Genomic DNA, 13,106 nt, shown 5'->3' with positions numbered 1-13,106 from the left:
GGGGCGGGCGTCCGGGCCGACGTCCGTGGGCGGCGGGTCCGACGCGGGACCGGGCCGCGTACGGCCGAGCCCGCGGACACGGCTCCGGCCCGAGGGAGACGACGAGCGGGTGTTCTGCACAGCCGCCATTCCCGGCGGGGTCGGTCGACCTCCGGCCACGTCCCGGCGCCCCTTTCACCCGTGCATAAATATGACGGGAATGGCCTGCATAAATATGACCCGTCCTTCCGGGTGGCCGCGAGGAAAACCACAGCTGGTGGACGGGTGCCCCTGTCGCAGCAGAGGTATCGTGGGTGATCGCCGGTGATCAGCGCGGGTCGAACGGACAGGACGCAGATCGGCGGAACAGAACGTGCGACCGGAATAGCCGGTCCGACCAACGAAGGCGGCACGGGAATGAATGGTGAGACGGTCGCGGGGCGATTGGGCCCGGCGGAACGGGCGGAGAACTTCCGGCGGCTGGCGGAGGAGACCTTCGACGTCGTCGTCATCGGCGCCGGCGTCGTCGGTGCCGGCGCAGCCCTGGACGCGGCCACCCGCGGCCTGTCCGTGGCGATGATCGAGGCCCGGGACATCTCGTCGGGCACCTCGTCGCGATCGTCGAAGCTCTTCCACGGCGGGCTCCGCTACCTGGAGATGTTCGAGTTCGGGTTGGTGCGGGAGGCCCTGCGGGAGCGCGAGCTGATGCTGACCAAGCTCTGCCCGCACCTGGCCAAGCCGGTCTCGTTCCTGTACCCGCTGTCCAAGAGCGTCGTCGAGCGCCCGTACGTGGGTGCCGGCCTGATGATGTACGACACGATGGGCGGCGCGCGGTCGGTGCCCCGGCACAAGCACCTGACCCGGGCGGGCGCGCTGCGCCTGGTGCCCGGACTGCGACGCGATGCCCTGGTCGGCGGGATCCGCTACTACGACGGCCAGGTGGACGACGCCCGGCACACGCTCGCCGTGGCCCGCACCGCGGCCGCCTACGGCGCGGTGGTGCAGAGCTCGGCGCAGGTCGTCAGCTTCATCAAGGAGGCCGACCGGGTCGCCGGCGTCCGGATCCGTGACGTGGAGAACGCCGACGGGGGACCGGCGGCGACCATCGACGTCAAGGCGCGCGTGGTGATCAACGCGGCCGGGGTGTGGACGGACGAACTGCAGCGGTTGTCCGGCGGGCGGGGCCGGTTCAAGGTCCGCGCGTCCAAGGGTGTGCACCTGGTCGTGGCCCGGGACAAGATCACCTCCGAGAGCGGCATCATCCTCAAGACGGAGAAGTCGGTCCTGTTCGTCATCCCGTGGAAGGCGCACTGGATCATCGGGACCACCGACACCGACTGGAATCTCGATCTCGCGCACCCGGCGGCCACCCGCAAGGACATCGACTACATCCTCGGGCACGTCAACTCGGTGCTGGCCGTGCCGCTCACCCACGACGACATCGAGGGTGTCTACGCCGGGCTGCGCCCGCTGCTGGCGGGGGAGAGCGAGCAGTCCTCCAAGCTGTCCCGCGAGCACGCGGTGGCCCGGGTCGCTCCCGGTCTGGTCTCCATCGCCGGCGGCAAGTACACGACGTACCGCGTGATGGGCGCCGATGCGGTGGACGCGGCCGCCGAGGACCTGCCCGGCCGCATCGCCCCCTCCTGCACCGAGAACGTGCCGCTGGTCGGCGCCGAGGGCTACCAGGCCCTGGTCAACCAGGCCGACCGCATCGGCGCGCGCTACGGCGTCCACCCCTACCGGGTGCGCCACCTGCTGGACCGGTACGGCTCGGAGTTGTTCGCCGTGCTCGACCTGGCGCTGGATCCCGAGCACGCCGACCCGCAGCTGCTCACGGCCATCCCCGGGGCGCCGGAGTACCTGCAGGTGGAGATCCTGTACGCGACGTTGGTCGAGGGGGCGCTGCACGTGGAGGACGTGCTGGCCCGGCGGACCCGCATCTCGATCGAGTACGCGCACCGCGGGACCGAGAGCGTCGAGCGGGTCGCCGATCTCATGGGCGGGGTGCTGGGCTGGTCGGCCGAGCAGCGCGCCCACGAGGTGGCCAGCTACGTGGCCCGGGTCGAGGCCGAGCGGTTGTCGCAGACCGAGCCGGACGACCAGGCAGCCGATCAGGCCCGGCTGGAGGCACCCGAGGTGCGCGGACGGCTGGTGTCCCCGGTCGCCTGACCCGGGCCTACCGCCCGGCCCGACGACTGCGGCGGTCCACCCCACCCGGGTGGGCCGCCGTCGGTCGTCAGCCGGCCAGATGCCGGACGGTCGCCCGGGCCGCCCGGTGACCCGAGGCCAGGGCGCCCTGGGTGGACGGGGTGTCCTGGTGGTCCCCGCACAGCAGGATCCCGTCGCCCAGGTCGACCGGACGCCGGATCGGCAGCGGTGGGCGGGTCACGGGCAGGGCGTCGTGGACGTCGTGCCGCACCAGCAACTCCCATTCCGTGGTGTCCGCACGCCAGAGTCGGCCCGCCTGGGCCAGGGCGCGGTCGTCGCCGAGGCCGGCCGCGCTGAGCGCGGTGAGCTGCACGAGGCCCCGACCCGGGGGCGCGTAGCTGGGGGCGGCGGCGGAGACGACGGCCGTGTTGGCCACGGGTCCGCCCTGTCCGTCGACGCACAGCAGCCGGTCCCGCGGCAGATCGTCCGGTGTCGCGTACCACCAGGTGGTCAGGCCACCGGTGGGCCGGGTCGGGGTGAGGTCCAGGGCGGCCGCGGCCGGGAGATCGGTGGCGACGACCACGGCCCGCGCCCGGATCTTCCCGGATGCGGTGCGCACCACCGGTCCCGGCCCGATCCCCACGACCTCGGTTCCGGTCTCGACGGGGGCGGACAGACGTGCGGCCAGCTGGTCGGGGAGGGCCTGCATCCCCTCGCGGGGCAGGCCCGGCGTACCGAGCAGGAAGGAGCGGATGAGCAACCGGACGTAGGTGTCGGACGCGTGCCCGGGGTCATCGGCGAGCACGCCGCTCAGGAACGGCTGCAGCACCTGCCGGCGCAGCGGGCCCCGCACGCCGACCGCGTCCCACGCCTGGGCCACCGTGCGGTCCGGGGCGCGCAGGGACCGCTGGGGGGCGAGCACCGTCGGGGCCGCCCACCGGATCAGACCGGCGATCTCCCGGACGTCGAGCAACCCGCTGCGCAGGGTCCGACCGAGCAGGTGGGGCTCCCGCCGGGGGTCGCCCAGCACCGCCGAGCCCGAGCCCCGGTTGACCCGCACTCCGGCGGCGAACTGCTGCAGGCCCAACGCCGGCACGTCGACCGTCCGGCCGACCTGCGGGTACGCCGGGTTGAGCAGTTGGAAGCCGATGTCGCACAGGTAGCCGTCGAGACGTTCCGTGCGGATCCGCCCACCGACGCGGTCGGCCTTCTCCAGCACGCGCACCTGCAGGCCCCGGGCCTGGAGGTCGGCCGCGCACGCCAGCCCGGCGACCCCGGCCCCGACCACCACCACATCCGGCCTGTGTCCCATCGGCCCAGCCTGCCACCACCGGACACCGCGGCCCGTCCGGTCGGCTCGGCCCGGTTCAGGCGTCGATGCTCGACATGTCCGGGTAGCGCTCGCCGACCACGGCGTCGACGGGAACGGCCGCGGCCAGCTCGACGCGATCCTGGTCGGTCAGGGTGATGGCCGCCGCGGCGACGTTCTCCTCCAGGTAGCGCACGCGCTTGGTGCCCGGGATCGGGACCACGTCCGGGCCCTGATCGAGCACCCAGGCCAGGGCCAGCTGACCGGCGGTGACATCACGGCGTTCCGCGACGGCCCGGACCCGCTCGACCAGCGCCAGGTTGGCCTGCAGGGCGTCCCCCTGGAAGCGGGGGTTGTGCCGACGGAAGTCGTCGGCGTCCAGGTCGTCGGTCGAGGTGATGGTGCCGGTCAGGAAGCCCCGGCCCAGCGGCGAGTACGGGACCAGCCCGATGCCCAGTTCGCGTAGGGCGGGCAGGATGGCCTCCTCGACATGCCGGGTCCACAGGGAGTACTCGGTCTGCAGGGCGGTGATCGGATGGACCGCGTGCGCCCGGCGGACGGTGTCCACCGAGGCCTCGGAGAGCCCGAGGCGGCGCACCTTCCCGGCCGCCACCAGCTCGGCCATCGCCCCGACCGTCTCCTCGATCGGCACGCTGCGGTCCACCCGGTGCTGGTAGTACAGATCGATGTGGTCGACGCCGAGCCGGGCCAGGCTGGCGTCGCAGGCGCTGCGCACGTACTCGGGGCTGCCGTCGATCCGCCGGTTGCGCGGGTTGTCGACGTCGCGCACGTTGCCGAACTTGGTGGCCAGGACGACCGCGTCCCGCCGGTCGGCGATGGCCCGCCCCACCAGCTGCTCGTTGGTGAAGGGGCCGTACATGTCGGCGGTGTCCAGCAGGGTCACCCCGAGATCGAGCGCGCGGTGCACGGTGCGCACGGCCTCGCCCTCGTCGGCGGTGCCGTAGAACTCGGACATGCCCATGCAGCCCAGGCCCAGGGCGGACACGGAGAGGTCGCTGCCGAGCTCGACGGACCCGAGCACGCGGGTGGGCAGGACGTTCGCAGAATTCGTCATACCGGCACTCTCGTCCTTGGAGTGCGCTCGAAGTCAATCGGGCCGGCGGGTCAGCCCACCCGCTGATCCGGATGCGTCAGCCGGTCGCGGTACAGGGCGATCTTGCCGTCCAGGGCGCTGAGGTGCGCGGTGGTCTCCGCCAGTTCGGCCAGCACCCGCTCCCGATGCGCGACGAGCAGGGCCAGTCGTTCCGGTTCGGTGCCGGCGCCGGCCCGGACGAGCTCGGCGTAGGCACGGATGTCGCGGATCGGCATGCCCGTCGCGCGTAACCGGGTGATCAGTGTGATCCAGGTCAGGTCACGTTCGGCGTACCGGCGGTGCCCGCCGGCGGCGCGGCCGACCGGTTCGAGGAGCAGGCCGTCCCGCTCGTAGTACCGCAGCGTGTGGGTGGTCAGCCCGCTGCGCGCGGCGGCGTCGGCGATGCTCAGGCCCGGTGCGGTCGTCATGCCCGGAGTGTGCCCGCCCCGGGCGGGAACCGCGAGTGGGCTCCAGGCCCGCGTTCAGCGGGCGGTGGGTCCCTGGACGGCATTGGCGACGGCGCCGGCGGCGGGGATGAGCAGGAAGGCCAGCCATGCTCCGCTGAAACTCAGCACGGTGCCCAGGACGAAGAACAGGATGAGGGCGATGGGCACGGACAGTGCGGTGACCACGGCCACCGTCTTCTGGGCCCGACTGCGCGCCACCGCGCCGGTGTCCGGGCCGGCGGGCGGCGAGGGGGCCGCGGCCGTCCACGGCGACGCGGACGCACCGCTCGGACGGGCCACGGTCGAGCCGGGCAGGGAAGGGTGTGGGGCCGGCAGATCGGTGAACACCGACTTCAGATCGGCGACGGTGCGCGCCGTGGTGACCCGCGCGCTGCGTTCGCCGTACTCGTCCATGTCCAGGCGGCCCGCGGTCAGGTGCTCACCGAGCGCCTCCAGGGCGGAGTTCCGTTCGGTGTCGCCCACCCGGACGACGGCGGGATCGGACTCGGAGCGGCCGGGCGAGGTCATACCCCCGCACTGTAGTCACCGGTCAGCCCGCACCCGGGTGACCCGGCCGCATCCGGGTGTCCCGGTCAGGGGGCGGGGCGAGCGGACGGCGGGCGCCACAGGTCGACCACCGACAGGCCCAGCTCGGCCAGCAGTGTCCGGGTCAGCGGGAGCGACAGGCCGATGACGTTGGACGGGTCGCCGTCGACGCCGTCGACGAACCATCCGCCGTAGCCGTCCAGGGTCAGGGCGCCCGCCACGGCCAGCGGCTCCCCGGTGGCGACGTAGGCGTCGATCTCGTGCGCCGTCGGCGATCCGATCCGCACCACCGTCGAGCCGGTGCCCCGGGTCCGGCCCCGCTCCGCCCCCTGCGCCAGATGGATCAGGGCGTGCCCGGTGAGCAGGTCGCCGGACCGGCCGGCCATCCGCGCCCACCGCTCGTGGGCCTGGTCCGCGGTGTGCGGCTTGCCCTGCAGCTCGTCGTCGAGCAGGAGCATGGAGTCGCAGCCGATGACCACCAGCGGGCCGTCCGCGGGCTCGAGATCGGCTGTGCCGGCGAGGATCCGGTCCACCACCACCTGGGCCTTGGCCTCGGCCAGCACGGCGACCCGCTCGGCGAACGGCCGGTCGGCCACGCCCGCGAGCACGGCGTCCTCGTCCACCCCGGCGACGATGACCAGGGGATCGATGCCGGCCGCGCGCAGGATGCCCAGTCGGGCCGGGGAGGCCGAACCCAGCACCACCCGCACCCGCCCCGGGGCCCCCGGCCGCATGCCGGTCACAGGGGGATGTTCCCGTGCTTGCGATCCGGCCCGGACGCCAGCTTGTCGACCAGCATGGCCAGGGCACTGCGCACCGCCGCCCGGGTCCGTGACGGCGGGATGACCGCGTCGACGTAGCCGCGTTCCGCGGCCAGGTACGGATTCACCAGGCTCTCCTCGTACTCGTGGGCCAGCCGGGCGCGGAGCTCGGCGACTTCGGGCGCGTCCACCCCGTGCTCCTGCACGGCGGCGGCGATCTGCATGCGGTGCAACAACTCCACGGCTCCGGCCGCGCCCATCACGGCGATCTGCGCGGTGGGCCAGGCCAGGTTGACGTCGGCACCCAGGTGCTTGGACCCCATCACGTCGTAGGCCCCGCCGTACGCCTTGCGGGTGATGACGGTGACCAGCGGCACGGTGGCCTCCGCGTAGGCGTAGATCAGCTTGGCGCCGCGGTGGATGATGCCGCCCCACTCCTGGCCGGTGCCGGGGAGGAAGCCGGGCACGTCGACCAGGGTGAGCACCGGGACACCGAACGCGTCGCAGGTGCGGACGAAACGGGCCGCCTTCTCCGAGGCGTCGATGTCCAGGGTGCCGGCCAGGTGCATCGGTTGGTTGGCCACCACCCCGACCGGCCGCCCGTCCACCCGGCCGAAGCCGGTGAGGATGTTCCGCGCGAACATGCCGTGCACGGGCAGGAACTCGCCGTCGTCCAGGATCGTGCGCACCACGCGCAGCATGTCGTAGGGCTTGCGCGACGAGTCCGGGATCAGGGTGTCCAGGGCGAGATCGGCCTCCGTGGTCTCGGCGGAGGTGCCGGCCGCCCGGACCGGCAGGGGTGCTCCCGCCCGGGACGGCAGATGGGACAACAGCTTCCGGACGTAGTCCAGGGCGTCGGCCTCGTCCTTGCCGGCGTGGTGCGCGTTGCCGGACTTGCGGGTGTGCGTCCGGGCCCCGCCCAGCTGCTCGGCGGTGACGTCCTCGCCGGTGACGGTGCGCACCACGTCCGGGCCGGTGATGAACATCTGCGAGGTGCCCTCGACCATGACGACGAAGTCGGTCAGCGCGGGGGAGTAGACGTGCCCGCCGGCGGCCGCGCCCATGATCACCGAGATCTGCGGGACCACCCCGGACAGGGCCACGTTGCGCCGGAAGATCTCCGCGTACAGGCCGAGGGAGACCACGCCCTCCTGGATGCGGGCACCCCCGCCCTCGTTGATGCCGATGATCGGCCGGCCGGTGGTGGCGGCGAGATCCATGATCTTGACGATCTTCTCGCCGTACACCTCGCCCAGGGACCCGCCGAAGACGGTGACGTCCTGGGAGAACACGCACACCTGCCGGCCGTCGACGGTGCCGTACCCGGTGATCACCCCGTCGCCGTACGGGCGCCGGTCGGCCAGGCCCGGGGCGGACGACCGGTGCCGGGCCAACGCGTCGAACTCCACGAACGAGCCGGGATCCAGCAGCAGGTCGAGGCGTTCCCGGGCGGTGCCACGGCCGCGGTCGTGCTGCCGGGCGACCGCTTCGGCGGACCCGGGGTGCCGGGCCTGTGCCAGGCGGTCCTGCAAGATGGCCAGTCGACCCGCGGTGGTGTCCGGGTCGGGTCCGGGTGACATCTCGGCGACGGGTAGCTCCGGCCGGGCGGGGGCGTCGGCCGACGGCGCGGGGCCGGTCGGCCCGGTCTGCGGGTGCGGCTCGGTCATGGATCCCCTCCCGGGACCGGCGCCGCGCGGAGGTGCGCCGGCGCCGGATGCCGCGAGGGTAGCCGCGTACCGGGGTCGGGCTCCTACCCTGGCGCGGTGTCCGTAGATCGTTCCGCCCCGTCCGTGCCGTCCGCCCGGGCCGATGCGCGTGCCCCCATCTCGGCCGCGGACGTCCGCGCCCGGGTGGCCGATCCGACGCGGTGGGACATCGGGCACGTGATCAGCACCGGGTCGACGAACGCCGATCTGATGGACACCCCGGCCCCGCCGTCCGGTGCGGTGGCCGTGCTCATCGCCGAGGAGCAGATCCGCGGTCGCGGCCGGGCGGGACGGGTGTGGAGCTGTCCCGCCGGGGCGGGTCTGATGATGTCGATCGCCCTGCACCGCCCGCCCGTGCCGCCGGCCCGCCGTGGGTGGGCCGGTGCGGTCCTCGGCCTCGCCCTGGTCGACGCGCTGGCCGCCCTGCTGCCCGGTCGCGACGTGGGGCTGAAGTGGCCGAACGACGTGCTGGTGGACGGGGACAAGATCGCCGGCATCCTCGGTGAGGCGGGTGCGGAGACCGTGGTCGTCGGGTCCGGGGTGAACATCACCCTGCGGGCCGACGAACTGCCCCGCCCGGACGCCACCTCGCTGGCCCTGCTGGGTGCGGTCGGCCCCGCCTTCGATCGGGCCGCCCTCGCCGCGGCCGTGCTGGACGGCCTGTCCGCCCGGCTGGACCGGTGGTTCGTCGCCGACGGGGACGTCGACGCCGGCGGGTTGCGGGCCGACTACCGCGACCGCTCGGCCACTCTCGGACGGTCGGTGCGCCTGCAGATTCCCGGCGGCGCCGAGGTGCTGGGGGTGGCCACCGACATCACGCCGGACGGCGCCCTCGTCGTGCGGACCACCGACGGGCGGGAGCGGGCCTGGAGCGTCGCCGAGGTCACCCACCTCCGTCCGGCCACCTGACGGCGGGTCACCGGCGGACCGGACGGCGGGTCGCCGATGTGACGGCGGTGCTGCGGGTGCGTGAACAGCCGCGCCCGCTCTCCCCACCGGCCCCGCGCGGTGGAATAGTCCCCCTGGTGTCCGAACCCAGTTACGCCCAGACCATCGCCTACCCCGGCGGCGAATCGACGTCCCGTCACGGGCGCCGGCTCACCGAGCAGGTGGCCCCGCACGTCATCGTGCTGTTCGGCGCGACCGGCGACCTGTCCCGGCGCAAGCTGCTGCCCGGCCTGACCCACCTGGCGTTGTCGTCGCTGACGCCGGACGTCCAGGTCGTCGCCAGCTCGCTGGAGGACATGGACGACGAGCAGTTCCGCGCGTTCGCCAAGCAGGCCGTCACCGAGTTCTCCACCCGGCCGCTGACCGACGCCCAGTGGGAGACGTTCGCGGCCAAGCTGCACTACGTGCCGCAGAGCGCCGGACCGCGCGAGCTGGCCAGTGCGGTGCTGCGCGCCGAGGACGAGCTGGGCCACGACGCCCGCCGCCTGCACTACCTGAGCGTGCCGCCCAAGGCCGCCCTGGCCGTGGTCACCATGTTGGCCGAGGCCGGTCTGGTCGAGCGTTCCCGCGTGGTCATGGAGAAGCCGTTCGGCGTCGACCTGGAGTCGGCCAAGGCCCTGAACGACCAGGTGCACGCGACCTTCCAGGAGCGCCAGGTCTTCCGCATCGACCACTTCCTGGGCAAGGAGGCGGCGCAGAACATCCTGGCGTTCCGGTTCGCCAACGGTCTGTTCGAGCCGATCTGGAACCGCAACTTCATCGACCACATCCAGATCGACATCCCCGAGACCCTCGGCCTGGACCGGCGAGCCGGCTTCTACGAGTCCACCGGGGCCTACAAGGACATGGTGGTCACCCACCTCTTCCAGGTCATGGCGTTCGTGGCCATGGAGCCGCCGACCGCGCTGGAGCCGCGGGCGATCAGCGAGGAGAAGAACAAGGTCTTCCGCTCCCTGCAGCCCATCGATCCCAGCGACGTCGTCCGCGGGCAGTACCACGGGTACCGCGGCGAGGAGGGTGTCGCCCCGGAGTCCGACACCGAGACCTTCATCGCGCTCAAGGCCAACATCGACAACTGGCGCTGGGCCGGCGTGCCGTTCTACCTGCGCACCGGCAAGAAGATGGCCCAGGGGCAGCGGATCATCTCCATCGCCTTCAAGGAGGCGCCGAAGTCGATGTTCCCGACCGGGTCCGGCGTCGGCACCCAGGGTCCGGACCACCTGACGTTCGACCTGGCCGACGAGTCGAGGGTGTCGCTGTCGTTCTACGGCAAGCGGCCCGGCCCGGGCATGCGCCTGGACAAGCTGTCGATGCAGTTCTCCACCCACGACACCGACCGTGCGGCCGACGTCCTCGAGGCGTACGAGCGGCTCATCCTGGACGCGATGCTCGGCGACCACACGCTGTTCACCACGGCCGAGGGCATCGAGAGCCTGTGGGAACGGTCGATCCCGCTGCTGGACGACCCGCCGCCGGTGAAGCCGTACGCGGCCGGTTCGTGGGGGCCCAACGCCATCCACCAGCTGATCGCCCCGCACGCCTGGCGGCTGCCGTTCGAGCGCGCCTGGCGGCCCAGCAAGAACGACGGCTGACCGCCGGGGTCCGTCGCCGGGCGGGCGGGGCCGTCCCCTCCCCGCCCTAGAGTGGATCGGGTGGACGACACGCAGGACGTGCAGGCCCGGGCCGCTGCGGCCCGGGCCGCCGTCGACGCCGCCGCCCGGGTCGTCGGTCGGGATCCGGCCGACGTGAGGATGCTGCTGGCCACCAAGACCCAGCCGCTGGAGCGTGTTCTCGCGGTGGCCGCGGCCGGCCACCGGCTGTTCGGCGAGAACCGCGTGCAGGAGGCCGTGGCCAAGGCCCCCGGGCTCGCCGACGTCGAGCACGAGATGCATTTCATCGGCCACCTGCAGGGCAACAAGGTGAACCAGCTGCTGCCGGTGATCAGCTGCCTGCAGACGCTGGACTCCCTCGCCCTGGCCCGCCGCCTCGACGCGCGCCTCGAGCTGCTCGAGCGCGATCTGGACGTCATGGTGCAGGTGAACGTGTCCGGTGAGGACTCCAAGGCCGGGGTGCCGCCCGAGGCTGCTGCCGAGCTGATCGCCCAGGTCGCGGATCTGCCCCGACTACGGCTCCGCGGCCTGATGACCATCGGGCTGAACAGCCCGGACCGCGGCGCCGTGCGGGCCGGGTACCGGACGTTGGCCGAGCTCGCCGCACCGCTGGACGTGGGCGGACCGGTCGTCCTGTCGATGGGTATGAGCGGGGACTTCGCGGATGCCATCGCCGAGGGCGCCACCATGGTCCGCCTCGGTTCGGCCGTGTTCGGCGCCCGTCCGCCCGCCTCCTGACCCTGCCCGGGTCGTCGGGACGCTAGCGCTGATCGACCACTCCGTCGAGGTGTGGGACGAGCGGCGCGGGGCGCTGGGGGCGGCCAATCATGACGCAGAGTCATGGCGGCCCGCCACCCGTCCGGGACGGGGCCACCGGCGCCGCCGCGCGGCTGAGCTGCACGGATGCCGCCCGGAGGGCTGGTCGACAGAATGCCGACCGCCGTACCGTCATCACGCTGTGGATCCATTCGGGTACGCTTTGACTCCTGCTCTTCCGGCCGCGTCGGTCGCCTGCGATGCTCCCCGCATGTCTGATGCCCTGGACTCCACCGACGTCGCCGAGGCCCCTGCCGCAGGGGCCGCTGTCGCCGAGGCGGACGCCCCGACAGCCACCACCCAGGAGATCCGTCGCCGGTTCCTGGAGTACAAGGTCTCCCGCGGGCACGTGGTCATCCCCCGGGCGCCGCTGGTGCTGTACGACGACCCGACGACGCTGTTCACCGGGGCCGGGATGCAACCGTTGCTGCCCTACCTGCTGGGCCAGGAGCACCCCGCCGGGCACCGGTTGGCCGACAGCCAGACCTGCCTGCGCGTCCAGGACATCGAGGACGTCGGCGACAACCGGCACACCACCTTCTTCGAGATGCTGGGCAACTGGAGCCTCGGCGACTACTTCAAGCGCGAGCAGCTGACCTCGTTCTGGACGTTCCTCACGCAGATCGTCGGCCTGGACCCCGAGCGCATCTACGTCACCTGTTTCTCCGGCGACCCCGCCAACGACATCGGCAAGGACGAGGAGAGCGCGGGCATCTGGACCGAGCTGTTCACCGCCGGCGGCCTGTCCGCCGACCAGGTGGAGCTCGGCACGGAGGAGGAGGGCGCCCGGCTGGGCAACCAGGGCGCCCGGATCGCGTTCTACGGCAAGAAGAACTGGTGGTGCCGCGGCGGCAGCGCCGAGGCGATGCCGGTGGGTGAGCCCGGTGGCCCGGACTCCGAGGTGTTCTACCTGTACCCGGAGATCGAGCACGACACCGCCTACGGCGAGCACTGCCACCAGAACTGCGACTGCGGCCGGTACATCGAGCTCGGCAACTCCGTCTTCATGCAGTACCAGCGGACCGAGACCGGCTTCGCACTACTGCCCAAGCAGAACGTCGACTTCGGCGCCGGCCTGGAACGCATTGCCGCTGCGGCGATCTCGAGCCCGGACGTCTACCGGATCAGCCTGCTGTGGCCGATCGTCGAGCACCTGCAGGGATTGTCGGGCCTGACCTACGAGGACCGCACCGAGGCCATGCGCGTCATCGCCGACCACCTGCGCGGGGCGACGTTCCTGGCGGTCGACGGGGTGGTGCCCAGCAACAAGGAACAGGGCTACGTGATGCGCCGGCTGCTGCGCCGCGCCATCCGGTACGCCTTCGGTCTGGGCATCCAGGAGAACTTCTTCCCCGAGATCGTCCCGGTCATCGCCGATCTGTACGCCGACGACTATCCCGAGGTCGCCGAGCACCGCGAGAAGGTCGTCGCGGTGCTGGTCAAGGAGGAGAAGGCGTTCCGGTCCACCCTCGGCAAGGGCCTGCGCAAACTGCGCGGATACCGCAGGACCGGGCTCACCGGGGCCGACCTCTTCGTCCTCTACGACACCTTCGGCTTCCCCGTCGAGCTCAGCACCGAGGAGGCGACCAACCAGGGCATCTCGCTCTCCCCGGAGTGGCGCGCCGAGTTCGACGAGCAGATGGACATCCAGCGGCTGCGTTCGCAGCAGGGCAGCAGGATGAAGCTGTAGTCACGGACCTTCCCGCGGGGCGGGAGTCACCATCGTGGGGAGGTCGGGAAACCG

General features: G+C 72.5%; 11 protein-coding genes. 5 read left to right on the top strand and 6 right to left on the bottom strand.

Translation table 11 applies throughout. The features are described 5' to 3' along the window. Positions 1 to 396: 396 nt before the first annotated feature. A complete protein-coding gene (locus tag J2S58_RS06685) occupies positions 397 to 2,148 on the top strand; it encodes a glycerol-3-phosphate dehydrogenase/oxidase (RefSeq protein ID WP_205258496.1) in 1,752 nt (583 codons plus the stop codon). 67 nt (positions 2,149 to 2,215) lie between these two features. On the opposite strand, the gene J2S58_RS06680 is transcribed toward J2S58_RS06685, so the two are convergent. The 6 genes from J2S58_RS06680 to J2S58_RS06655 form a co-directional block, all read right to left on the bottom strand. Beyond that, positions 2,216 to 3,439: an NAD(P)/FAD-dependent oxidoreductase gene (locus J2S58_RS06680; protein WP_205258497.1), complete on the bottom strand. Its 1,224-nt coding sequence runs from the start codon at positions 3,437 to 3,439 to the stop codon at positions 2,216 to 2,218. Positions 3,440 to 3,494: 55 nt separating this feature from the next. Then, the gene (locus tag J2S58_RS06675; RefSeq protein ID WP_205258498.1) at positions 3,495 to 4,511 is read right to left on the bottom strand and encodes an aldo/keto reductase; all 1,017 of its coding nucleotides are present in this window, start codon (positions 4,509 to 4,511) and stop codon (positions 3,495 to 3,497) included. 50 nt (positions 4,512 to 4,561) lie between these two features. Continuing rightward, on the bottom strand, positions 4,562 to 4,957 hold the full coding sequence (locus J2S58_RS06670) for a MerR family transcriptional regulator (RefSeq protein WP_205258499.1): 396 nt from the start codon (positions 4,955 to 4,957) through the stop codon (positions 4,562 to 4,564). 54 nt (positions 4,958 to 5,011) lie between these two features. Next, positions 5,012 to 5,503 carry a DUF1707 SHOCT-like domain-containing protein gene (locus J2S58_RS06665; RefSeq protein WP_205258500.1) on the bottom strand — a complete coding sequence of 164 codons (492 nt, stop codon included), beginning with the start codon at positions 5,501 to 5,503 and terminating at the stop codon, positions 5,012 to 5,014. 65 nt (positions 5,504 to 5,568) lie between these two features. Then, the gene (locus J2S58_RS06660; protein ID WP_205258551.1) at positions 5,569 to 6,231 is read right to left on the bottom strand and encodes a Maf family nucleotide pyrophosphatase; all 663 of its coding nucleotides are present in this window, start codon (positions 6,229 to 6,231) and stop codon (positions 5,569 to 5,571) included. 29 nt (positions 6,232 to 6,260) lie between these two features. Beyond that, a complete protein-coding gene (locus tag J2S58_RS06655; protein WP_205258552.1) occupies positions 6,261 to 7,862 on the bottom strand; it encodes a carboxyl transferase domain-containing protein in 1,602 nt (533 codons plus the stop codon). A 183-nt stretch (positions 7,863 to 8,045) separates the two neighbouring features. Between J2S58_RS06655 and J2S58_RS06650 the strand changes: the two genes are divergently transcribed. The 4 genes from J2S58_RS06650 (at position 8,046) to J2S58_RS06635 (ending at position 13,052) form a co-directional block, all read left to right on the top strand. Continuing rightward, on the top strand, positions 8,046 to 8,897 hold the full coding sequence (locus tag J2S58_RS06650) for a biotin--[acetyl-CoA-carboxylase] ligase (RefSeq protein ID WP_205258501.1): 852 nt from the start codon (positions 8,046 to 8,048) through the stop codon (positions 8,895 to 8,897). A gap of 116 nt (positions 8,898 to 9,013) precedes the next feature. After that, a complete protein-coding gene (zwf, locus tag J2S58_RS06645) occupies positions 9,014 to 10,528 on the top strand; it encodes a glucose-6-phosphate dehydrogenase (RefSeq protein ID WP_205258502.1) in 1,515 nt (504 codons plus the stop codon). Positions 10,529 to 10,588: 60 nt separating this feature from the next. Beyond that, positions 10,589 to 11,284, top strand: coding sequence for a YggS family pyridoxal phosphate-dependent enzyme (locus tag J2S58_RS06640; RefSeq protein ID WP_205258503.1), 696 nt, complete (start codon positions 10,589 to 10,591; stop codon positions 11,282 to 11,284). 289 nt (positions 11,285 to 11,573) lie between these two features. Continuing rightward, positions 11,574 to 13,052 carry an alanine--tRNA ligase-related protein gene (locus J2S58_RS06635; RefSeq protein WP_205258504.1) on the top strand — a complete coding sequence of 493 codons (1,479 nt, stop codon included), beginning with the start codon at positions 11,574 to 11,576 and terminating at the stop codon, positions 13,050 to 13,052. Positions 13,053 to 13,106 lie beyond the last annotated feature (54 nt).

The organism is Nakamurella flavida, assembly GCF_030811475.1.
Taxonomy (GTDB): Bacteria; Actinomycetota; Actinomycetes; order Mycobacteriales; family Nakamurellaceae; genus Nakamurella; species Nakamurella flavida.
Note: the sequence above shows the minus strand (reverse complement) of the source record. Positions and strands in the feature narration are given on the sequence as shown.